20 protein-coding genes are annotated in these 22,086 nt (G+C 64.0%); 6 read left to right on the top strand and 14 right to left on the bottom strand.

Features of this window, described 5'->3' with window-relative positions:
- Position 1 precedes the first annotated feature (1 nt).
- Positions 2–1,537 carry an aldo/keto reductase gene (locus tag DEBA_RS17070; protein ID WP_013258721.1) on the top strand — a complete coding sequence of 512 codons (1,536 nt, stop codon included), beginning with the start codon at positions 2–4 and terminating at the stop codon, positions 1,535–1,537.
- Here DEBA_RS17070 and DEBA_RS17065 read toward each other — a convergent pair.
- The gene (locus DEBA_RS17065) at positions 1,534–1,992 is read right to left on the bottom strand and encodes a PaaI family thioesterase (RefSeq protein WP_013258720.1); all 459 of its coding nucleotides are present in this window, start codon (positions 1,990–1,992) and stop codon (positions 1,534–1,536) included. The genes DEBA_RS17070 and DEBA_RS17065 overlap by 4 nt on opposite strands.
- A gap of 127 nt (positions 1,993–2,119) precedes the next feature.
- On the opposite strand from DEBA_RS17065, the gene DEBA_RS09550 reads away from it, so the two are divergent.
- Complete coding sequence (locus tag DEBA_RS09550) at positions 2,120–2,674, top strand: hypothetical protein (protein ID WP_013258719.1); 555 nt, start codon at positions 2,120–2,122, stop codon at positions 2,672–2,674.
- 295 nt (positions 2,675–2,969) lie between these two features.
- Here the strand turns inward: DEBA_RS09550 and gatA are convergent, their stop codons facing one another.
- The 6 genes from gatA to DEBA_RS18410 form a co-directional block, all read right to left on the bottom strand.
- Positions 2,970–4,430, bottom strand: coding sequence for an Asp-tRNA(Asn)/Glu-tRNA(Gln) amidotransferase subunit GatA (gene gatA, locus DEBA_RS09545; protein ID WP_013258718.1), 1,461 nt, complete (start codon positions 4,428–4,430; stop codon positions 2,970–2,972).
- Positions 4,431–4,438: 8 nt separating this feature from the next.
- Positions 4,439–4,723 carry an Asp-tRNA(Asn)/Glu-tRNA(Gln) amidotransferase subunit GatC gene (gene gatC, locus DEBA_RS09540; protein WP_013258717.1) on the bottom strand — a complete coding sequence of 95 codons (285 nt, stop codon included), beginning with the start codon at positions 4,721–4,723 and terminating at the stop codon, positions 4,439–4,441.
- 126 nt (positions 4,724–4,849) lie between these two features.
- Positions 4,850–5,881 (bottom strand): histone deacetylase family protein, encoded by a 1,032-nt coding sequence (locus DEBA_RS09535; RefSeq protein WP_013258716.1) that lies wholly within the window; start codon positions 5,879–5,881, stop codon positions 4,850–4,852.
- 8 nt (positions 5,882–5,889) lie between these two features.
- Positions 5,890–6,774 carry a hypothetical protein gene (locus DEBA_RS17060; protein WP_148227833.1) on the bottom strand — a complete coding sequence of 295 codons (885 nt, stop codon included), beginning with the start codon at positions 6,772–6,774 and terminating at the stop codon, positions 5,890–5,892.
- Between the two features lie 80 nt (positions 6,775–6,854).
- Positions 6,855–8,462: a sodium:solute symporter family protein gene (locus DEBA_RS09525; protein WP_013258714.1), complete on the bottom strand. Its 1,608-nt coding sequence runs from the start codon at positions 8,460–8,462 to the stop codon at positions 6,855–6,857.
- A gap of 60 nt (positions 8,463–8,522) precedes the next feature.
- Entirely contained in the window at positions 8,523–8,690 is a 168-nt protein-coding gene (locus DEBA_RS18410) for a symporter small accessory protein (protein ID WP_013258713.1), read from the bottom strand.
- A 281-nt stretch (positions 8,691–8,971) separates the two neighbouring features.
- Here DEBA_RS18410 and DEBA_RS09520 point away from each other — a divergent pair, with 281 nt between their 5' ends.
- Both DEBA_RS09520 and DEBA_RS09515 read left to right on the top strand, forming a co-directional pair.
- Positions 8,972–9,829: an AAA family ATPase gene (locus DEBA_RS09520; protein ID WP_013258712.1), complete on the top strand. Its 858-nt coding sequence runs from the start codon at positions 8,972–8,974 to the stop codon at positions 9,827–9,829.
- A gap of 1 nt (position 9,830) precedes the next feature.
- Positions 9,831–11,003 (top strand): vWA domain-containing protein, encoded by a 1,173-nt coding sequence (locus DEBA_RS09515; protein WP_013258711.1) that lies wholly within the window; start codon positions 9,831–9,833, stop codon positions 11,001–11,003.
- A 78-nt stretch (positions 11,004–11,081) separates the two neighbouring features.
- Here DEBA_RS09515 and DEBA_RS09510 read toward each other — a convergent pair whose 3' ends face one another.
- From DEBA_RS09510 to DEBA_RS17050, 7 genes are all read right to left on the bottom strand, one after another.
- Positions 11,082–12,950 carry an acyl-CoA synthetase gene (locus DEBA_RS09510; protein WP_013258710.1) on the bottom strand — a complete coding sequence of 623 codons (1,869 nt, stop codon included), beginning with the start codon at positions 12,948–12,950 and terminating at the stop codon, positions 11,082–11,084.
- Between the two features lie 272 nt (positions 12,951–13,222).
- On the bottom strand, positions 13,223–13,459 hold the full coding sequence (locus tag DEBA_RS09505; RefSeq protein WP_013258709.1) for a NifU family protein: 237 nt from the start codon (positions 13,457–13,459) through the stop codon (positions 13,223–13,225).
- 15 nt (positions 13,460–13,474) lie between these two features.
- Entirely contained in the window at positions 13,475–14,536 is a 1,062-nt protein-coding gene (locus tag DEBA_RS09500; protein WP_013258708.1) for an Mrp/NBP35 family ATP-binding protein, read from the bottom strand.
- A 97-nt stretch (positions 14,537–14,633) separates the two neighbouring features.
- Complete coding sequence (locus DEBA_RS09495) at positions 14,634–15,629, bottom strand: 2-hydroxyacyl-CoA dehydratase family protein (protein WP_013258707.1); 996 nt, start codon at positions 15,627–15,629, stop codon at positions 14,634–14,636.
- A gap of 337 nt (positions 15,630–15,966) precedes the next feature.
- Positions 15,967–16,728, bottom strand: coding sequence for a DNA repair protein RecO (recO, locus tag DEBA_RS17055; RefSeq protein WP_013258706.1), 762 nt, complete (start codon positions 16,726–16,728; stop codon positions 15,967–15,969).
- 6 nt (positions 16,729–16,734) lie between these two features.
- Positions 16,735–18,096: a magnesium transporter gene (mgtE, locus tag DEBA_RS09485; protein WP_013258705.1), complete on the bottom strand. Its 1,362-nt coding sequence runs from the start codon at positions 18,094–18,096 to the stop codon at positions 16,735–16,737.
- A gap of 114 nt (positions 18,097–18,210) precedes the next feature.
- A complete protein-coding gene (locus DEBA_RS17050; RefSeq protein WP_013258704.1) occupies positions 18,211–19,089 on the bottom strand; it encodes an alpha/beta fold hydrolase in 879 nt (292 codons plus the stop codon).
- 171 nt (positions 19,090–19,260) lie between these two features.
- Between DEBA_RS17050 and DEBA_RS09475 the strand changes: the two genes are divergently transcribed.
- Both DEBA_RS09475 and DEBA_RS09470 read left to right on the top strand, forming a co-directional pair.
- Positions 19,261–20,301: a sigma-70 family RNA polymerase sigma factor gene (locus DEBA_RS09475; RefSeq protein ID WP_013258703.1), complete on the top strand. Its 1,041-nt coding sequence runs from the start codon at positions 19,261–19,263 to the stop codon at positions 20,299–20,301.
- Between the two features lie 32 nt (positions 20,302–20,333).
- A complete protein-coding gene (locus DEBA_RS09470) occupies positions 20,334–22,076 on the top strand; it encodes a tetratricopeptide repeat protein (protein WP_187288534.1) in 1,743 nt (580 codons plus the stop codon).
- Positions 22,077–22,086 lie beyond the last annotated feature (10 nt).

The raw sequence follows: 22,086 nt of genomic DNA, 5'->3' as shown, positions 1-22,086 counted from the left end.
GATGGCGCGCGTTCTGAACGAAAAGGCGGCCAGCGCCGAGGCCACGGCCAAGGCCCTGAGCCGCGTGGGCCTGGCCCATGGGCCGCTGGGTCGCAGCGGGTTGGTGGTCAGCCGGATCGGTTTTGGCTGCTACCGCGTTGGGCCCTCCGAGCCCGATCAGCGCCAAGCCCTGGAGGCGGCGTTGCTGGCCGGCGTCAACCTCATCGACACCAGCGCCAACTACGCCGACGGCGGCTCGGAGATGCTGGTGGGCCAAACCCTGGCCGAACTTGGCCAGCGCGGCCGCCCGCGCCGCGAGCAGGTCGTGATCGTCAGCAAGGGCGGCTACCTGCAAGGCTTCAACCTTGCCCTCAGCCAGCGCCGTCGCCAGCAAGGGCGGCCCTTTCCCGAACTGCTGGAGCTTGGCCCCAACCTGGAGCACTGCATCCATCCCGATTTTCTGGCCGATCAGATCGGCCGCAGCCTGGAGCGCCTGGGGGTGGAGCGCATCGACGTCTATTTGCTCCACAATCCGGAATATTATCTGGGCTGGGCCACGCAAAAACAGGGCCTGGAGTTGGACCAAGCCAGGGCCGAGTTTTACCGCCGGCTGAAGGCGGCCATGATGCATCTGGAGCGCGAGGCCAAGGCCGGGCGCATCGGCTGGCACGGGCTGAGCTCCAACACCATGGGCCATCGCCCGGCCGACCCCGAGTTCGTTTCGCTGAGCCAAGTCTGCGCCCTGGCCGAGGATCTGGGGCCGGGGCATCATTTCCTGGCCGCCCAGACGCCGCTGAACCTGCTGGAGCCCGGCGCGGCGGTCAACGTCAACCAGCCCGGCGGCCAGACTTTTCTGGGCATGGCCCACGCTCAGGGCCTGGCCGTGCTGATCAACCGGCCGCTCAACGCCATGACGCCCGACGGTCACCTCGTGCGCCTGGCCCAGGGGCCGGCCGTGGCCGCGCCGCCGCCGGGGGCCATCGTCGACGGCTTGGCCGAGCTTGCCGCCCTGGAGGCCCAAGGTCAAGAACTGCTAGCGCCCCTGGCCCAAGCCGGCCGTCTGCCCGCCGAGGCGCTGGCGGCCTTGCCCGCGGCCGAAGGTCTGGGGCGCCACTGGGACAGCTTCAGCGGCCTGGAGCAATGGGCCACCATCCGCGACGGCTATCTGCGGCCGCGCCTGGAGTTCGTGCGCCAGGCCGTGGCCCGCGCCGCCGGGGACGCGCCGGCGGTCGGCCAGTGGCTGGAGCGTTTGGGCCAGAGCGCCACGGCCCTGCACCAGGCCATCGACGCCCTTTATCAGGCCATGGCCGCCAAGCAGGCCCAGCAGATCGCCAAAGGCTTTGGCGAACGTTTCGGGCCGTGGGTCGCCGCCGATGGCGGTTTGGCCCAGACGGCCCTGCGCGCCGCGCGGGCGACCAAGGGCGTTAGCTGCGTGTTGCTGGGCATGCGTCGGCCGGCCTATGTCGAGGATGCGTTGGCCGAGCTGCGCCGGCCGCTGCCTCAGGCCGACGCCGCCGACCTGTGGCGGGCCCTGGCCGAGCGACCGCTCTGGCCCTAGCCGGCCTGCATCAGCTTTCGCATGTCAAAGGGCGCGATGCTCTTGGTGACGTGGGCCAGGGCGGCCGGCTTGCCGTTGACCAGGGCTTGCGATTCCAGAAAAATCAGGCTGCGACCACGCTTGCGAACCACGCCGCGCAGCTCCATTTCGTCGCCGATCTTGGCCGGCCGCAACACCGACACATGAATATCGATGGTGGCGGCGTTGGCGCTGACGGGCAAAACCGTCAACGCCGCGCAATATGAGGCCACATCCAGCAAAACATAATAGACCCCGCCGTGGATCGAGCCCAGGATGTTCATGTGGTTTTGGCCCAGAGTGCAGCGCGCCACGGCCTGACCATCGGCGGCGCGCTCGACCTTGACGCCGAACATGGCGTGCAGATGGTGACGCTCCAGGCCAGCGAAAATGGCGCGCAGTTGATCGTCGGTCATGTATGGCTCGGGTTGGTTCATGGTTTCTCCGCCGTTTACGAGTTGATGGGGGCATTTTGCCACGGCCGCGGGTTGCGGGCAATCGCCTGGCCGGGCTGGATGTGCTATTGTTTAGCCAAGTTGACCACCAGCGCGCGGAGGATGGCGCATGACCAGCAAAAAGCCGTGGTTGGGCCTGGGCCTGGTGTTGACGGCCGTGACGGCGGCGACGATTTGGTTCATGCTGGCCCGCCAGCCGCAAGACATCGCCGGCTGGCAAAATCTGGCCTGGGGCCAGACCCAGGCCCAGGTAGCCAAGCTGCGCAAGCTCGAACCCTGGACCGAATCGGCGGCCAAGCCGGTCTGCGCCCTGGGCGAGCCGGTGGAGCTTGTCGACGAAAAGTTCAGGGTTTATCTATACTTCAGCCAGAAAGCGCCCGAAGGCAAGTTGCTGGCGGTGACGATGATGGCCCAAGGCCACATCGAAAGCTTCGCCAAGCTCTTGGACCAACTCAAGGCCGTTTATGGCCAGCCCAGCGGCCAGGACGACACCTTCGCCTTCAAAAGCTGGCAGTGGAGCCGTCCCTCGGGCCGTCTGGAGTTGATGATCGTCCAAGCGCCCGACGATCTGGGCCTGGGCGATCCCCTGGGCGAAAACCCGCGCCCGGCCCAGGCCGAGGATGACGCGGCCAGTTGCTCGCTGCGCTACTTCGCCGCCGACTGAGCCTTCCGCGCCCCAAAAAAAGAGCAGAGCCGCGCGTCGATCGCCAACGCGCGGCTCTGTTTTGCCTTTGCTGATCCGAGAGTGCTGCACGGGGGCGTCCTGCCCCGTGCAGCTTCGGCTTGGCAAAAGCGCGGTTTTGCCAAGCCTCACAAATCGCTCGCCTAATCAGGCTCGCGATTTGGCGCGCCGTCCATGGCGCGCTTCGGCTGCTGCACGGTGGAATTCATGTTTCACAGGTAATTATCTGTTTTTACAACATTTGTTATGTTTCACCGTGCAGCAGCCTCGATCCGCCTCAGATAGCGGCCAGTCGGGCGTGAAAGTCCGTGGCCTCCTGGAAGGCCTGGCCCACGGCCAAGAGCGTCTCCTCGGCAAAGTGGGGGGCCATCAGTTGCAGGCCGATGGGCCGGCCGCTCTGGGCGAAACCACAGGGCAGGCTCATGCCCGGCAAGCCCGCCAAGTTGCACGATAGCGTAAAAATATCGCTGAGATACATCTGCATGGGATCGTCGGTCATCTGGCCCTTGTCAAAGGCCGGAGTGGGGGCCACCGGCGTGACGATGGCGTCGACTTCCTTGAAGGCCGCCGCGAAATCCTCGATCAAGAGCGTGCGCACCTGGCTGGCCTTGTTGTAATAGGCGTCGTAGTAGCCGGCGCTGAGCACGTATGTGCCCAGCATGATCCGCCGGATGACCTCCTTGCCAAAGCCCTGGGAGCGGGTGGCGGTGTACATCTCCAGCAAGTCCGCGCCCTCCGGGCGGATGGACAGGCCATACTTGACGCCGTCGTAGCGGGCCAGGTTGCTGCTGCACTCGGCCGGGGCGATGATGTAATAGACCGCCAAACTGTATTCGGCGTGGGGCAGGCTGATGGGTCGCACTTGGGCGCCCAGGCCCTCCAGGGTGGCGATGGCCGCGCGCACCGCGTCTTCGACCTGGGGGTCCATGCCCGCGACGAAGTATTCCTTGGGCACGCCCAGGCGCAGGCCCTTGACGCCCCGTCGCAGGGCGGCGGCGTAGTCGGGCACGGGGCGCGGGGCGCTGGTGGAGTCGGCCGGGTCGTGGCCAGCGATGACCTGCAAGACGGTCGCCGCGTCGGCCACGCTGCGGGTGATGGGCCCGGCCTGGTCGAGGCTGCTGGCAAAGGCCACCAGGCCCAGGCGGCTGACCCGGCCGTAGGTCGGCTTGAGGCCGACCACGCCGCAGTGGCTGGCCGGCTGGCGAATGGAGCCGCCGGTGTCGGTGCCAATGGCGTAAAAGCACGAACGCGCGGCCACGCTGGCCGCCGAGCCGCCCGAGGAGCCTCCGGGCACGGCCCGCAAGTCCCACGGATTGCTGGTGGGGCCAAAGGCCGAGTTTTCGGTGGAGCTGCCCATGGCGAACTCGTCCATGTTGTGCTTGCCCAGCATGACCATGCCGGCCGCCTCCAGCTTGCGCACCAAGGTGGCCGAGTAGGGCGGCGTGAAGTTCTGCAGCATGCGGCTGGCGCAGGTGGTGGCCACGCCACGGGTGCAGAGCACGTCCTTGACGCCGGCGGGCACGCCGGTCAGCGGGCCGGCCTGGCCTTGGGCGCGCATCTTGTCGGCGTTGGCCGCCTGCTCCAGGGCCAACTCGGGCGTCAGGGTGATGTAGGCGTGGACGCGCTCCTCGGTGGCGGCCACGCGTTCGAGCATGGCTTTGGTCAGCTCCACCGAGGATAGCTCGCCCTTGGCCAGCAACTGGCTGGCCTGCGCGATGGTCAAGTCGTGATAGTTCATTTGCTCACCTAAATCACGCGGGGGACGACAAAGCTTTCGCCGTTGCCACGGGGCGCGTTGGCCAGGGCCTCGTCGCGCGCCAGGCTGGGGGCGATCTGATCGGGCCGCATGGCCCCGGTCAGGGTCAGGGCGTGGTTGGTGGCCGGCACGCCGCTTGTGTCCAACTCGCCAAGCTTGTCCATGTAGCCCAGGATGTCGTTCATCTGCTCGGTGAGCATCGTGGTCATGGCCTCGTCCAGCTTCAGGCGGGCCAAAGCCGCCACCTGGGCCACTTCCTCGGCGCTGATTTTCATGGGTCGTGTCCTCCTGTGCGCGCGGCAAAATGCTTTATTAACACGGGCCATCGGCCCTGGCAAGGCGGCCAACGGCAAAACCCCCGCCGGTTGGTCCGGCGGGGGTGGTGGCCAGACAAAAACAGGTCAGTCCAGCGACCAATAACCGCCCATGATCTCCCGCGAGCGGGCGATGATGCGCGGCGGCTCGACCTCGGCGGCCTGGGCGATCAGTTCGTCCTCGCGGCGGCCGGCCAACACGTCCAGACAGGCCAGCACCGAGCGGGCCAAGGCCGAAACGGCGTAGCCGCCCTCCAGCGTCAGCACCAGCCGGCCGGGGCAAAATTCCGAGGAAAGCTCCATGAGAATCTGCGTCAAGGCCGCGAAACCACTTGACGTTATGCGCATGCCGCCCAAGGGATCCTCGTGGTGGGCGTCAAAGCCGGCCGAGACCAGAATGAACTGGGGCTTGAAACAACGGGCAATGGGCGTCAGCAGATCCTTGAACACGCGGATGTATTCCAGATCGCCCCGGCCGGCCGACATGGGCGCGTTGACCGTGCGACCCTCGCCGGCGCCGCTGCCCACCGCGCTGACCGGGCCGGAGCCTGGGTACATCGGCGACTGGTGGGTGGAAAAATACATCACCCGGCCCTCGGAATAGAAGGTGTCCTCGGTGCCGTTGCCGTGGTGCACGTCCCAGTCGACGATCAACACGCGCTCCAGCCCACGGGCCTCGATGAGGTGGGCGGCGGCCACGGCCACGTTGTTGAACAGGCAAAAGCCCATGGCCCGATCGGGCGTGGCGTGGTGGCCCGGCGGCCGCACCAGGGCCATGCCGTTGTAAAAATGGCCGATCATGGCGCGGTCGCAAAGGTCGATCAGGCTACCGGCGGCCAGGAGCGCCGCCTCGAAAGAGCGGGGCGAGACGCCGGTGTCGGCGTCGAGGGCGGTGTGCTTGCCCTCGGTGGCGGCCACGCGGGCGATGTGCGCGGGATGATGCACCCGGCGCAGTTCGGCCTCGGTGGCTTGGCGCAAGGGCATGCGCTGGCAGTTGCGCAGGCCCGTCCAGCCGCGCATGGCCTGGTCCAGCACCCGCAGCCTGCCCGGTACTTCGACGTGGAACCTGCCAGGGTCGTGCTCTTGAAAAACCGGGTGATGGACCAGTCCGATATGCATCTCGCGCCTCAGCGTTTCTGGTCTGGGATCTGTTGCAGGGCCTGGCTTTCGGCCTGTTGGGCCGCGGCTTCGTCGGCGGGGAAAAACAGCGTGCGGCCGTCGAAGCGCACCTGGGCCAGTTCTTGGGGGTTGATCTTGGCCAAAGCGCCGAACAGTTCGCTGAGGTTGAAGACAACGAGCTTTTGACCTGGTTCGAGGGTGCTCAGGTCGGAGCTCATGCGGCCGGTCTTGAGGTTGTAGACGCCGACCATGTGCTCGGCGAATTTGAGCGTGCGGCCCACGCCCGAGGAATAGCCGCCGCTGGTGGGCTCGTCGGCGTCGGCGGCCAGCTTCAACCCGCGCGTGGCCAGGTATTCGCGCAGCAGCACGAAGTGAATATCCCACAAATTATCGTTGGGGTTGACCAAATGCACGCCCCAGGCGCTGACCTGGCTTGATCCGTCGATCGGTCGCTCCAACAATTCGCCGCGGCTTTGCACGGCCAGCTTGCGTTCCAGCTCGCTGACCGGCACGCTCTGGTCGCCGACCTTGACCGTCTCGTCGCTACGCAAAACCGCGTCCACGGACTTGTCCAGGCCAAACTGCTTTTTGCGTTGGTCCTGCTCGCCGCCGGGGGCCGCATCCTCGGGCTTGTTTAGTTCGATGACTTCGCCGTGCTTGCTGGGGCCCGGCGGGGTGGGAACGCCAGCCTGGCCGGCCTGGCCCTGCTGGGTGGCGGCGCTTGGCGGCTTGGCGGCTTGATCGCCGACCGCGCCGGCCTTCCACATGAAATAAAGCGGCACGACGGCCAAGGCCAACACCACCAGGGCGATCAGCCAGGGCAGGCGGGACGGGCCCTTGACGGGCTTGACGACCTCGCGGGCCAGTGGTTTTTCCGGCAGATCCATATGCACGACCCCAATCCAGGCGGAAGCCAAAAATAAGCGGGGGCGCCGGTGGGTTCCCGGCGCCCCCGGCATGTCATAAAAGGATTCTACAGGTGTCGCCAGCACAGATTCAAGTGTTCATCGTCCATCTTGCGCGTGAGCAGGCTGGCCACAACGGCTAGTATGAACGAAACCGGCAGGGCGATGATGTTGGGGTCGACCCATTGCAGCATGAAGCCCGCCGAGCCTTTTTCGGCCAGCATGGCCAGGCTGTCGACGCCGAACATGGACTTGCACAGGCCGATGGCCTGGGATTCCTTGGTGTGGACAAACAGCAGATAGAACATCGAAGCCGCGAAACCGCCGGCCATGGAGACCACCGCGCCGATCTTGGTCATGCCCTTCCAGTAGAGGCCCAGCACGTAGGCCGGCAAAAAGGCCGCCGCGCACAGGCCGAAGAAAAAGGCCGTGGCCGGGGCGATGATCGATTCGGGCAGATACTTGCCCCAGATCAGGGTGATCAGGATGGTCACGCCGATGCCGGCCTGGTTGAGCATCACCTCGTTGGCGGCTTTTTTGCCCAGGCCCCGCTCGTAGAAATCGCGGCCCAAGCTGGTGCCGCCCACGTGAAACTGGCTGGAGAGCGTGCTCATGGCCGCGGCGAACATGGCCAGCAAAAACAGCACGCCAAACCATTCGGGCATCATCTGGGTGATGTATTCGGGGATGATCTTGTCGCTGTTGCCCTCGGCCACGGCGATGGAGATCTTGCCCAGGGCCTTGTAAAAGACCACGTTGGACAGCGCGCCCACCACGAAGGCCACGCCGGTCATGAACAGGATGAACACGCCGCCATAGAGCACGCCGCGGTTGAGTTCGCGGTCGGAGGCCACGGTCATGAAACGCACCGAAAGCTGGGGCTGGGCCAATACGCCGATGCCCACGCCGTAGACGATGGTGGTGTAGATGGTCAGCCACAGTGGCGAACCGGCCACGGCGCCTTGGGTCCAGCCCTTCATGCCGCCCTTGACCAGCTTTTCGGGCATGAGCGGGGCCATGTCGGTGAGCTGCTGGTGCGCCTCGGTGAAGCCGCCCAGGCTGTAATAGGCGAAGGCCACCAGGATGATCATCATCACGAACATCACCGAGCCCTGGAAGGCGTCGGTGTACATCACGGCCTTCAGGCCGCCGGTGATGACGTAGATGGCCAAAATGACCGTGAAGCCGATCAAGGCCACATCGTAAGGGATGCCAAGGCTCACTTCCAGCATGCGGCTGATGCCGATCAGCACCGCCGCGGCGTAGACCGGGATGAACAAAAAGATGACCAGGCCGGAAAAGCCCTGGATAAATCGCGATTGATAGCGCAGGCCCAAAAGCTCGGGAAAGGTGTGGGCGTCCAGGGCCACGCCCATGCGCCGCGTGCGCTTGCCCAAAAAGGCCATGGCTATGAAAATGCCCACGAAAATATTAAGAAACGTCAGCCATAGCAGGGGAAAGCCGAACATGGCCGCCGCGCCGCCAAAGCCGATGATGGCCGAGGTGGAAATGAACGTGGCGCCATAGCTCATGGCCATGACAAAGGGGTTCATCTGGCGACCGGCCAGCATGTAATCGCTGGCGCTTTTGGTTTCCTTCCAGCCTTTGTAGCCAAGGTAGAAGATCACCGCCAGATAGATCAGCGCCGTGACGATTTTTATCACAAATGGTGTCATGATTTAGTTCTCCCGAACCTTTGCGCCTTGCCGCCAGCCCCCCTTGGCGGGACTGCTGGCTCAAGTCTTTTTGCGCTTTTTCCGCTGTTTGGCCGACTCGTTACGCAATTCGCCCGACGGCGGCCCGGTTTCGTTCCACTTGACCACCCCATAGACCACGCACAACAGCGAGGCCAGGATGCATAGGATGTAGGCCCATGCCAATTCCAGGCTTTCTATGCCGAACAAAACGCTCCTCCTTGTTTGGTTGGCGTGACGCCTCGGTCAACCCAATCAACCCAAAAACACGTCGACATTATATATTATTGCTCTAACGCGGCGGATTAATTTATATATGCCGGGACGGTCGACAGTATACATTTTGCCGAAAATCAAAGTCAAGCGGCTGCGCGCATGAGAAAAATCGCCACGGCAAAAAACCGAACACTTGATTTACAAATGCGGATGGGTATTATTTTGCATACGAGAGAGTGGGGAATGACTCCGCCTCGCCTTTGCAAGGAGAATCCATGTCAGCCAGTTTCGACAAATTCGTGGGCACCGACAAATACATCGTCTCCAACGCCCTGCGCGACGTGGTCAACGTGGCCATCGCCTTGGGCCGCCCGCTGCTGGTCAAGGGCGAGCCCGGCACCGGCAAGACCCTCCTGGCCCACAACATCGCCAGGGGCCTGGGCAAGGAACTGATCATCTGGAACGTCAAGTCCACCACCAAGGCCAAGGACGGGCTTTATATCTACGACACCGTCCAGCGCCTCAACGACTCGCGTTTCGGCGGCGGCGACGTCAGCGACATCAAGCGCTACATCCATCTGGGCCAGTTGGGCGTGGCCTTCGCCCACCCCGACCAACCGGTGCTCCTGATCGACGAGGTCGACAAGGCCGATATCGAGTTTCCCAACGATTTGCTCAACGAACTCGATGAGATGAGCTTTTTTATCCCCGAGACCGGCCAGACCGTCAAGGCCCAGCGCCGGCCCATCGTCGTCATCACCTCCAACTCCGAAAAAGAGCTGCCAGACGCCTTTTTGCGGCGTTGCGTGTTCCACTACATCGAGTTTCCCGACGAAGAGCTCATGCGCAAGATCGTCGGCGTGCACTACCCCGGCCTGGACGAAAACCTTCTGCGCGAGGTGCTTAAAAAGTTTTATTGGCTGCGCGAGATCGACGGTTTCCGTAAAAAACCCTCCACCAGCGAACTGCTGGACTGGATCCAGGCCCTGGTGGCCGGCGGCATGTCGCCGGATAAAATCGCCAAGGAGCTGCCCTTTGCCGGCGCGCTGATCAAGAAAGAGCAGGACATGGAAGTGCTCGGCGCCGCGGCGGCCGGAACTGGCGCGCGCCTGGGCCTCAGGAGCCGCTGGTAAGGTGTTCCTGAACCTTTTCTATACGTTGCGCCACGCCGGCGTGCCTGTCTCGGTCACCGAGTGGATGACCTTGATGATGGCCCTGGATCAGGGCCACGCCGACAACAGCCTGTCGTCGTTCTATTACCTGGCCCGGGCCATCCTGGTCAAATCCGAGGCCTTCTACGACCAGTTCGACCAATCCTTCGCCCATGTGTTCAAAGACGCCGAGATGCCCAAAAACATCCGCGACGAGATTTTGGACTGGCTCTCCGACCCGGCCAACAAGCTGGAGCTGCCCCGCGAGGAACTGGAGCGCATGAAGGCCCTGAGCCTGGAGGAACTGCGCCGCGAGTTTGAAAAACGCCTGGAAGAACAAACCGAGGCCCACCACGGCGGCAACCGCTGGATCGGCACCGGCGGCACCAGCCCCTTTGGCCACTCCGGGGCCAACCCGGCGGGCATGCGCATCGGCGGGCCGGGCGGCGGCGGCACGGCGGTCAAGATCGCGGCCATGCGCAAGTTTCGCAACTACCGCGACGACCTGACCCTGGACGTGCGCCAGATGAAGGTGGCCATGAAGCGCCTGCGCCAACTGGAGCGCGAAGGCCCCGAGGACGAACTGGACATCGACGGCACCATCGACAAAACCTGCCGTGACGGCGGCGAGATCGACCTGGTTTTTCGCCGGCCCAGGCAAAACACGGTCAAGGTGCTATTGTTGATGGACTCCGGCGGCAGCATGAACCCCTACGCTCGCCTGGTCAGCCAGTTGTTCTCGGCCGCCCACCAGATGAGCCACTTTCGCGACTTCAAGCACTACTATTTTCACAACTGCGTCTACCAAGAGCTTTACAAAGACATCCGCAACTTCGACGGCGAACCAACCGGTTCGATCCTCAAAAACATCGGTTCGGAATACAAGGTGATCTTTGTCGGCGACGCCTGCATGGCCCCGTCTGAGCTTTTTTCCATCGGCGGGGTGATCGACTATTATTCACACAACGACACGCCGGGCATCGAGTGGCTGCGCCGCTTTGCCGAGCATTTTCGCTATTGCGTCTGGCTCAACCCCATGCCCGAGCGCACTTGGTTTCACACCACCATCCAGCCCGTGGCCCGGTTGATCCCCATGTTCCCCCTGACCTTGGACGGCCTGGAGCGGGCCGTGCAACGGCTGATCGTGCGCCACTAGCCAAGCGGCCCAGACCACGAAAAACAGCGCCGGCCGGTTATCGGCACGGCGCTGCTTTTTGGCGAAAAAGCGCGGGCCCTAGACGAAGACGACCTCGTGCTTGACGGTGTAGAGCGAAAGCAGCTCGGCGATCTTGGCGGCGATCTCCTGGCGGTCGGCCTGGCCGAGGCTGACGGTGATGGTGGCCAGGGTGCCGTGAATTTTATCTTCGCCCACCGCCACCGCCAGCGACTGGACCTCGTCGCCCAAAGCGGCCAATTCGCGCTCGTAGGTCCGGCGGGTGGCGTCCCAGCGCATGGCCGGCTTGAACATCTTGCCCACCGGCGTCAGCGGCAGTTGCCCCAGGATCACCACTTCCTTGGGCAGGGCCGCCCGCTCGCCCACGTTTTTGGCCAGGTGGTCCATGATCCGGGCCTCGTCCAGATCGGCGCCGGGCTCCAGTTGCACGTAGGCCACGGGCACCTCGCCGGCGTGGGGATCGGGCCGGCCCACGGCCGCAGCCAGGGCCACGCCGGGCAGGCTGTAGAGGGGCTCTTCGATCACGGCCGGGTCGATGTTGTGGCCGCCGCGGATGATCAGTTCTTTTTTGCGGCCGGTCAAGAAGATATAGCCATCGGCGTCCTGGCGGCCCAGGTCGCCGGTGTTGACCCAGCCCTCCTTGGGGAAGAGCGTGGTGTTGTGGCGGTCCTCGGTGTAGCCCTTGAACACGTTGGGCCCGCTGATGCACACCGAGCCGATCTCGTCGACTTTTGCCTCGGAAACGAACTTGCCCTGGTCGTCGACCTTGAAAACGCGCATGTCTTGGTAGGGCACGCGCAGGCCGATGGAGCCGATCTTGCGCTGGCCATAATAGGGGTTGCACGAAGATACGCACAGGCCTTCGGTCAAGCCGTAGCCCTCCATGATCTTCATGCCGGTTTTTTCCTCGAAGCGCTGGAAGAGCTCCACCGAAAGCGGAGCCGCGCCGCAAACGGCGAAGCGCAGCGACGAGATGTCTTCGTCGCCCTTGGGCGTGGCCAGCAGCATGGCCAGCACCGTGGGCACCGCCGAGAACGTCACCGCGCGGAATTTCTCGACGATCTTGTAGAAATTCTTGATCACCGACGGATCGCGGTAGCCGTAGGGCGACAGGATCACCACCCGCCCGCCGATCATGAACGCCGAAGAGCCGGTGACCGTGGTGCCGTTGGTGTGGAACAGCGGCAGGCCGCTGAGGATGGTCTCGCCCGAGGACAGCGGCGAGATCAACGAGCTTTGCAGGGCGTTGGCCGCTTCGTTCAGATGGGTGCGCGGGGCCAGTTTGGGCGTGCCGGTGGTGCCGCCTGTGTGGAAGATGGTGGCCACGTCGTCGGGGGCGATCTGGCGCGTGAACGTGAGCTTGTCGGCGTCGTACCTGCTCACGAAATCGTCGTAGCCATAGACGCCGTTTTTTTCGTCGCTGGGGCCCAGGCCGCGCACGATGGCCTTGACGCCGGGCAGATCCTTGCGGATGGACATGACCTTTTGCCAGATGTCCAAGCCGGGATACTCGCCCAGGGCCACCAGGATCTTGGTGCCGGCGGCCTGACAGATATCGCGGATGGTGTGGGCCTCCAGCAGGAAATTGATGGGGTTGACAATGCCGGCGGCCTGGCCGCCCCACAACAGAAAGTGGGTCTGGGGCACGTTGGGCAGCAGGTAGGAAACAACATCCTTGGAGCCCAGGCCCAAGTCGCGCAGCATGTTGGCGGTGCGGTTTATCTCGCCGAGGAGGTTGGCGTAGGTGCGGTCAAAGGGGTTCATGTATTGTTCGCCCGAGGGGATGAAGCTCAGGGCGATGGCCTCGGGATTGATCGAAGCGCCGTGCTTGATCAGGTCGTAGGTGTTGGTGGCCGGCAGCACTTGGTGCAGGGGGATTTGCTCCTGGGCGATGACGCCGGCCATATCTTTGTGTTGGTATTTTGCCATGGTGACAACTCCAGCGGGCAAGGCGATATTATCTAGATGACAGATTATGCTCCAGGAGACTTTGCGGATACAATACTATTTGTAATCTAAATTCATAGCGCGACTTTTTTGATCGGCCCATTTTGCCGCCGCCGGTTGTCAAATGACCAGCGCGCGCGGTGGCGTTTGGCGAAAACCGGGCCGAGATGCAGCGAAACTATGTTTAGACGCCTGACGGCCGCCGGCAATGACACGGCGGCCGTCGGGCGTTCACGACGGATGAGGGGCTTGGCTCAGAGCAGGGCGTCGACCCGCGTGACCTGAGGCAGCCTGGCCTTGAGGCTTTTTTCGATGACGTCGCGCAGGGTCAACGGCGCGGATTTACAGCCCGAACAGGCGCCGGTCAGGCGCACCAACACCACGCCCTCCTGATTGACGGCCAGCACCTCCACGTTGCCGTGATGCTTGGCCAACTCGGCCCTGGCCTCTTGCAGGGCCTGCTCAACCATGTCCTTGGTCAGAGCGTCCATGAGAACAGCCTCCGCTTATTTGTCTTGGCCGATCAATCCGAGCATGCGGGCCACCTTGACCGCTATCTGGCGATAGGCCTCGGCCGAGCCGGCCGCCTGGACCGCGGCCTGGCCGTGGTCGGCCAGCTTGGGCACGTCGGGGTCCAGGGGCAGTTCACCCAAAAATGGCACGCCCAGCTTTTGGCTGAGGGGCTCCACCGAGCCGTGACCGAAGATCTCGTGGCGGCCGCCACAGTCGGGGCAGATAAAGTAGCTCATGTTTTCGACGATGCCCAGCACCTTGGCGTTGACCTGCTTGAACATGTCCACCGCGCGGATGGCGTCGGCCAGGGCCACATCCTGGGGCGTGGTGACCACCACCGCGCCGGTGATGGGCGTTTCCTGGGTCATGGTGATCTGCACGTCGCCCGTGCCCGGCGGCAAATCCAGGATCAGAGCGTCAAGCTCGCCCCAGTCGGCTTCGTGCAAAAGCTGGCGCACGGCCTTCATCACCAGCGGCCCGCGCCAGATCAGCGCCCGGTCGGCCCCAATCAAAAAGCCGATCGACAAGACCTTCAGGCCTCGCGCCTCCACCGGGGCGATCTTGTTGTCCCGGCCCTGGCTGGGCTGCGCGCCCTGCAGGCCCAGCATGATCGGGATCGAGGGGCCGTAAAGGTCCAGGTCCAACAGCCCCACCTTCAGGCCCATCTCGGCCAGGGCCAGGGCCAGGTTCACCGAGACGGTGGATTTGCCCACGCCGCCCTTGCCCGAGGCCACCGGCACGATGGCCTTGACGCCGGGGATGGGCCGGGGGCCCTGCTTTTGCTGGGCCTTGGGTTGGGGCGGCTCGGGCATGTTCAGCTCCAGCTCGCGCACGCCGGGCAGGCTGCCGATCTGGGCGGCAATGGCGTCTTCCAAGTCCTCGCGGACCTTGGCCGGCGCGGCCACCGGCCGCATGAGCACCACGGCCTTGCCATCCTCGACGCGGGCCTCCAGCACCAGGCCCATGGCCACGATGTCGGCGTCAAATCCGGGATATTTGACCTGCTTGAGGGCCTCCAGCAGGTCCGGGTCCAGTATCCGTTCCTTTTCGCTCATCAATGTCCCCTTTATCTTTGCCGGCCACGGCCGGAGTTCGTGAAATCAACTGCGCCTAACATACCATTGGCCGGCCGTGGCCGCGAGGCCAAAGGGCCTAGGAAAGCATCTCGACAAAGGCCTCGATGCGCACCCTTGTGCGACCGTCCACCGGGCCGACGGCGTCGCCTTCCAGGGTCAACACGGGCAGCTCTATCATTTTCTTTATTAATACGTCTTGCATCTGGCGATAGCAAAAGGCTTGGGTGTAGTGGATCAAGCCGTCCAGGCGGCGCAGCCGGGCCTGACGTTGGATGTCGGCGATGCGGCCCCAGACGTCGTAGGGGTAGGTGTAGGCCAGATATTGCTCGATCAGCGAGCGCGGCGCGGGGTCGGGCGGCATGGCGAACTGGCGCGGAATCTCGTTGAAAACAACCGCCCCGCCGGCCGCCTCGACGCTTTGGGCCAGGTCATCGAAGATGGGCGGCACGCCCAGCACGCCGATGCGCGGCCCGCCGTGGGCCTGGGGCCGCTGAACGGCGCGCTCCAGAAAATCGCCCAGCCGACGGGCGTAATCATCGGGGTCGCCGTCGAAATCACTGGAACCCACCAGCCAGAGCTGGTTTTCCGCTCCGCTGACCTGGCCCGTGCGCCAGGTCAGCTCGTCCAAAATGGCCAATTGGCCGCGCAGGGGCAGCAAACGCCGTCGCCAGTCCTCGGCCAGGGCCAAGTCGGCCCCCAGGTCGTTGGCCAGGCGCTGGACTTGGTTGATCAGGGCCGTGCGGTCGCGGTCGTGGGGATATTCGAAAAACAGCACGCGGCGGCCGTGATGGCTCAGCAGTTCGGCCAGGGCGTGGGTGTTGGAGCAATCGCCCTGGGTCACGGCGACGACGGTTTCCATCTCCGGGTGGCGCAGACACCAGGCGTACATGCCCTTGATCCAGGCGCAGAGGGTGCGCGGCAGGCCTAGTTCCTCGGCCTGGCGGGTCAGTTCGTGGGGCTGGGGATGGTTGATGAAACGGTTGTTCAGATCGGTGGGGATCATCCCGGCGGCCAGGACCACCTCCACGGGGATGGATGTGGTCATGCCCAGCAGTGGGGGAGGGGTGGTCATGTTCGCCTCTGGGTTAGAGCCTTTCGGTCCGGCGCGGGGCCATGCTGATCTTACCCGCTGACGGCGATGGCGGCAACGCGCCCGCCGGCGTACGCAAAACAAACCGTTTTGTCGACCCATCGGGCCTTGTCAGCCATTGGGGTATACGGATTTTTTGTTTTCCATGGAGCCAGATAAGCCTGTTTATTATCACAACGCGTTACGTAGACGCCAAAACACGCTGAACACCTATTTTAAACATAGGTTTTGTCAAAGCATGGGCGCTCGAACGTCCGGCGGCAAGATAATCATCATCAAGGCATGAGGTCAAGAGTGACTTATTGACGCCGAAGGCCGATCAGGCCAGGCAATCGACGGCCACGGTCAGCGCGCCAAGGTCGGCGCCGATGGTTTCGGCCCAGTATTGATGCATGAAAGCCAGACCCTCGCGGGCCAACGGCAGGGGGAAGGCCAGGCGGTCTTTTTTGTCGGCGGGCAGGGCCAGGGCCGTGCGCAGGCCCTGGCGCAGGCCAGGGGCCAGAGGCCTGGCGCGTGGCCCGGCCGGGCATTGGCCGCAAACCAAGCCACCCTCCGGCGAGAGGGCCAGGCCGGGTTCGTCGGCCACGGGACGGCCACAGCGCACGCAATGCTCCAAGCTGAGGCCATAGCCCAGTTCACTAGCCAACAACAGGCAAAACACCAGCAGCCGCGAGGCCAGCAGCTTTTTATCCGAGGCCTGCCCGCAAGCCGACAGGGCGCGCAAGGCCAGGTCCAGGGCCGCCGGATGCGGGTCGTGGCTGGCCGTGGCCCGCAGCAAAAGCTCCAGCACCGGCGCGCCAAAGAGCCAGCGTCGCCAATCGGCGCGCAGGGCCTGGTGGTTTTCCAGCAGCCACGCCGCCTCCAGCCGCCACAGGTCGCCGCTTTTACTGGGCCAAAGCTCCAGTTCCAGCAGGTGGCCGACCAACAACAACCCAAAAAAACGCTTGCGCGAACGCCGCGCGCCCTTGGCGATGGCCGTGCCCCGGCCGATCCGCCGGCCGAAAAAATCCACCAGCAAATCGCTTTCGCCAAGTTCGCGCAGGCGCAGCACCAGGGCGTGGTCTCGTGCCGGCTCGGCCATGGCCGCTCACCACAGAAGCAGGCGATAAAAGATGGCCGCGATGCCAAAATAGATCAGCACGCCGATGATGTCGTTGGCCGTGGTGACGAAAGGCCCGCTGCTGATGGCCGGGTCCACGCCGATGCGTTTGAACAGGGCCGGGAAAATGGTGCCGGTCAGGGCCGCGCTCATGATCGCCCCCAGCATGGAAAAACCCACCACCACGCCGAGTTTGTAACTGCCATGCCACAACTGGGCCAAAAGACCCACCGCCAGACCACAGGTGCAGCCGATGACCGCGGCCACGCGGATCTCCTTGAAGAGCATCTTCAATATGTTGCTGGGATTGACCGCGCCCACGGCGAAGCCGCGCACCATGATCGTCGACGATTGGATGCCCACGTTGCCGCCCATGGACATGATCACCGGCACGAACGACATCAGCGTGACCGCTTCGGGAACGGTAAGTTTGAACAGCCACAGGATGTAGCCGGTGACAAGCCCGCCGAACATGTTGGTCAGCAGCCAGGGCAGGCGCAGCCGGCTGATGCGGAAAATCTGGTTGGAGTAGAACATGTCCTCCTCGGAGGACGCGCCGGCCATGCGCAGCAAGTCCTCGCGGGTCTCCTCCTCCAGAACCTCCATCACGTCGTCGATGGTGATGCGCCCCAGCAGATGGCCATCGTCGTCGACCACCGGCGCGCTGACCAGGTCGTAATGACGGAACTTGTGCGCCACCGTCTCCTGGTCTTCGTTGGCCTTGATGATCAACGGGCACGGTTCGAAGATGGACTCGATGACCACGTCGGGTTTTTCCAGCAGCAGTTTGAAGATGGGCAGGGTGCCCATCAGGCGGTTTTGGGCGTCGACCACGAAAACGTTGTAGATGTCCTCGGCTTCGTCCTTGGCCTGGCGGATGGCGTCGATGGCGTCCTGGACGGTCTGATCGACCCGCGCCGAGAGCAGCTCCAACTGCATGATGCCGCCGGCGCTGTCCTCGTCGTATTGCAGCAGCGTGCGCACGTCCTCGGTGTCTTCGAGGTCGATGCGCCGCAAGACCTCGGCGGCCTGGCCGGCGGGCAGTTCGGCGATGAAGTCGGTGGCCTCGTCGGAGGGCATGTCGTCGACGATGTCGGCCAGGCGTTGGGTATGAATGCCCTCGAGGACTTGGTCGCGGGAGAAATCGGAAAGCTCGACCACGACCTCGGAGGCGGTGCGGGCGTCCAGGGCCTGGAAGAGCAGGCGCTTTTCGTTTTCGGTCAGCGATTCGATGATGTCGGCGATATCGGCGGGGTGCAGATCGGCCACCAGCGCGCCGACCGCTTCCAGCGACGATTGCTCCAACAGTGGTTTGAGGTCGGAGATCATTTGCTTTTTTTCGTAGGTCAAAGGCGTCTCCAACCTGTCGCCGCGATAACATCGCGGCGCGCAATCCTAATTTATGGGCACGTTGGGATCATACAACGATCGGCCCAAAAGTCAAACAAGGGCCAAAAGTGGCGCTCAAACGTCACAATCAGTGGCGGCGTCGGCAAAAAAACGCCCCAGGGCCGCGGCCAGCTCCCGCGGCTGGGAATAGGGCAGCATGTGGTCGCGGCCAATGACCTCGCGCCGCGCGTCGCCCAGGGCGGCGGCCAAACGATCGGTGTCGGCCATGGGCGTGAGGGCGTCGTGACGGGCGGTGATCAACAACGTCGGCGCTTCGACCGCGCCCAGATCGCGCCACAACGGCGTGGCCAGGATCGACCGCGCCGAGCGGGCCAAGGCTCGTTCGCGCCGGGAGCGTTGATCCAGCCACTGGGCGGCGATGCGCTGGGCGGCCTGAAGCGTGGCCGGCGCGCGGCGATCGGCGAAGGGCAACACGGCCAGACGGCGGGCCAGCGATTCGTTCACCGCCAAGCGCATCGTGTCGTCGGCCTTGGCCAGCAAGGCCAGGGCCAGGCGCTGCCAGGGTTTGACCGCCGCGTGACCGCCGGCCGGGCAAACCGCCGCCAGACGCTCGACCTTGGCCGGGCGGGTGGCGGCGAAATGCAGCACGACCTGGCCGCCCATGGAGTGGCCGACCAATTGGGCCCGGTCCATGCCCAACTGGGGCAGGATCTCGTCGAGCACGCGGCAGAAGTAATAAACGCCATAGGGCAGGTCCGGCTTGGGCGACCAACCGAAGCCCGGCCAGTCCACGGCCAGGCAGTCGCGCCGGTCGGCCAGCAGGGGCATCACGTCGTACCAGTCCTCGCAACTGCCGCCCAGGCCGTGCAGGAACAACAGCGGCGGCCGGCCCTTCTGGCTGTGGACCATGTTGAGCTCCAGGCCCATGGCGAAAACCGAGTCGCGTTTGAAGCCAGCGGGCAACGCCCTGGCCGAGGCGGGTGGGGTGATCAAGGCCTTCCTCCTTTTTGCTTGCCGCGGGTTCGAGTGGGCAGTATCCTCAAGAAAACTAGCTATCAATACGAGATGATAGTATCATAACTCTCTTGTGCGGCCCATGGCGCGACGGCGACGCCCGCGTCGGCCGATGAAGGTTGCCTTGTCAAACACCCCAGGCGGAGCCCGATGAACCGCGACTTGCCCCCCGATGAAATCATCCTCGCCGACGAATCGGCCGACGACCGGGAGTTGGAGATCCTCGACCCGGAGTTGGCCGTCGATGATGATGATGATGGCTCGTTGGATGGCGAGCGGACGGCGCTTCCGGACGAGAGCGAGGGCGGCTTGGTCCCCGCCTCGGCGACCACCAGCGCCCTGCAACGCTATCTGTGGGAGGCCAGGCAATACCCTCTGCTCAGCCGCGAGGAGGAGGACGCCTTGGCGCGGCGTTTTGTCGAGGAACAAGACCCCGAGGCCGCGGCCATGCTGGTCACCAGCAATCTGCGCCTGGTGGTCAAGATCGCCATGGAGCATCAGCGTTATTGGATGCGCAACCTCCTCGACTTGATTCAAGAAGGCAACATGGGCCTGTTGCAGGCCGTGCAGAAGTTCGACCCCTTTCGGGGCATCAAATTTTCCTATTACGCTTCGTTTTGGATCAAGGCCTATATTCTCAAGTTCATCATGGACAACTGGCGCTTGGTCCGCGTGGGCACCACCCAGGCCCAACGCAAACTGTTCTACAAGCTGCGGCGCGAAAAGGAAAAGCTCCAGGCCCAGGGCGTGACGCCGGGGCCGCGCCTGTTGGGCCAGCGCCTGGGCGTCAGCGAAAAAGACGTCGTGGACATGGAGCAACGGCTGGACTCCTGGGAGTTGAGCCTGGACGCGCCGGTGCGCGACGACTCGGACGACACCCACAAAAACCTGTTGCCGTCGCCGCGCCCCACGGCCGAGCAAGACCTGGCCGACAGCGAACTGCGCCAGTTGTTTCATCGGAAATTGATGGAATTTCGCCAGACCTTGGATGACAAGGAGCAAGACATCCTTGACAATAGATTGCTGGCCGAAAATCCCCAGACGCTCAGCGAGGTTGGCGACCGCCATGGGGTGAGCAGGGAGCGCATTCGCCAACTGCAGGTGCGCTTGATGGAAAAACTCGGCGAATTCATGCAGGAACAGATTCCCGACTTCAAAGGACAGTTTGCGGACCTGATCGCCGGCGACTGACGCCGGCCTGGATGGGAGTGCTCGTGCGCTCGATGGCATTTTTCAAACGCGCCGCGGCCCTGTGGGGCCTGGCGCTGATGTTGCTGACGGCCGGCTGCGCCACGGTGACGCCGCAAGCCCCGCCGGCCAAGGTTGACGCGCCCGTTTCGTCGCTGACCGACTCGTTGGCCCTCTACGGCGCGGCCCAGATGGCCCTGGAAAACGGCGACACCAACAAGGCCCTGGAGCTGCTGCGCCAAGGTATCAAGATCGACCCCAAAAGCGCCTTTTTGCACATCGAGGTTTCGCGGATCCTGCTGGGCGTGGGCAGAACCGACGAAGCCGAGAAGGAGGCCCGCCAGGCCATCGAGCTCAATCCAGAGCTGGTTGACGGTTGGCTGCTGCTGGGCGGCATTTATTCCTCGCGCCAAGACCTGAACAACGCGGTCAAGGCCTTCGAGCGGGCCACGACCCTGGACCCGGATCAGGAAGAAGCCAGGCTATACCTGGGCACGCTCTACATGGATCAAGGCCGCATGGAGCAGGCCGTGCAAGTGCTGCGCGACTTGGTCAAGCTGCGGCCGCGCCTGGCCCTGGCCCGCTACTATCTGGGCCAGGCCTTGGCCTCTTTGCGGCGCTATCGCCAGGCCGAGGTTCAGCTCAAGGCGGCCCTGCTCATCGCGCCCAATTTCGAGGCCGTGTTGTTCGAGCTGGGCGCGGTCTACGAGATGCAGCACAAATACCGCGACGCCGAGGCGACCTATCTGCGCGTGCTGGACTTGAACCCCGACTCCACCGCCGGCCACGACCGCCTGGGCCGCTTTTACCTCAGCACCGGCCGTTATCAAGAGGCCCTGCGCGAGTTCGCCGTGGTCAAGGGGCTCAGCCGCGACGACAGCGAGGTGCGCCTGAAGATCGGCCTGGTCTATTACGAGCAAGGCAAGTACAACCAGGCCGCCGAGGAGTTTCGCGCCATCGCCAAGGATGAACCGGACAACCATCGCGCCAGGTATTACCTTGGCGTTTCCTTGCAGGACGGCGGCAAGGGCGATCAGGCCCTGACGGCCTTCGAGCGCATTCCGCCAGATTCCGACATGTACGTGGACGCGCGCCTGCACATGGCCGACATCCTGGTCAAAAACGGTCGCACCAACGAGGCCTTGCGCAGCCTGAGCATGGCCCGCAAGCACGCGCCCGAGGACGCCGACATCCTGGTGGCCATGGCCGCGGTCAACGACGTCCAGGGCAATGTCACCGCCGCGGAAAACCTCTTGCGCGAGGCCATGTCGCTGGAGCCCAAAAACGCCGAGATACATTTTCGGTTGGGCGTGGTGCTGGACAAGGACGGCCGGCGCGACGAGGCCATGGAATTGATGTCCGAAGCCGTCGAGTTGGACGAACGCCACGCCCGGGCGCTCAATTATCTGGGCTATGTCATGACCGAGGAGGGCGGCGATCTGGACGAGGCTGAAAACCTCATCCGCCGGGCCCTGGCCGTGGAGCCCCAGAGCGGCTACATTCTCGACAGCCTGGGTTGGGTTTTCTACCAAAAAAGCCAATACGAGGAGGCCTACACATATCTTTCGCGGGCTGTTCAATCTGGCGAAGCCGACCCGGAGATCTACGAACACCTTGGTGATGCGTGCAAAAAGCTGGGCAAGCTGCGCGAGGCCGAAAAGGCCTACGCCAAGGCCCTGGAGTTGCGCGATGGCAACTCGGACCAACTGCGCGCCAAGCTGACCCAGGTGCGCCGGCAACTGGAAAAGGGCGATCATGGCGCCAAGGCCAACCCATAGGCGAGGAGGG

It is taken from the genome of Desulfarculus baarsii DSM 2075 (genome assembly GCF_000143965.1).
In the GTDB taxonomy this organism is placed as follows: Bacteria; Desulfobacterota; Desulfarculia; order Desulfarculales; family Desulfarculaceae; genus Desulfarculus; species Desulfarculus baarsii.
This window is presented reverse-complemented; position numbering and strand designations above follow the sequence as displayed.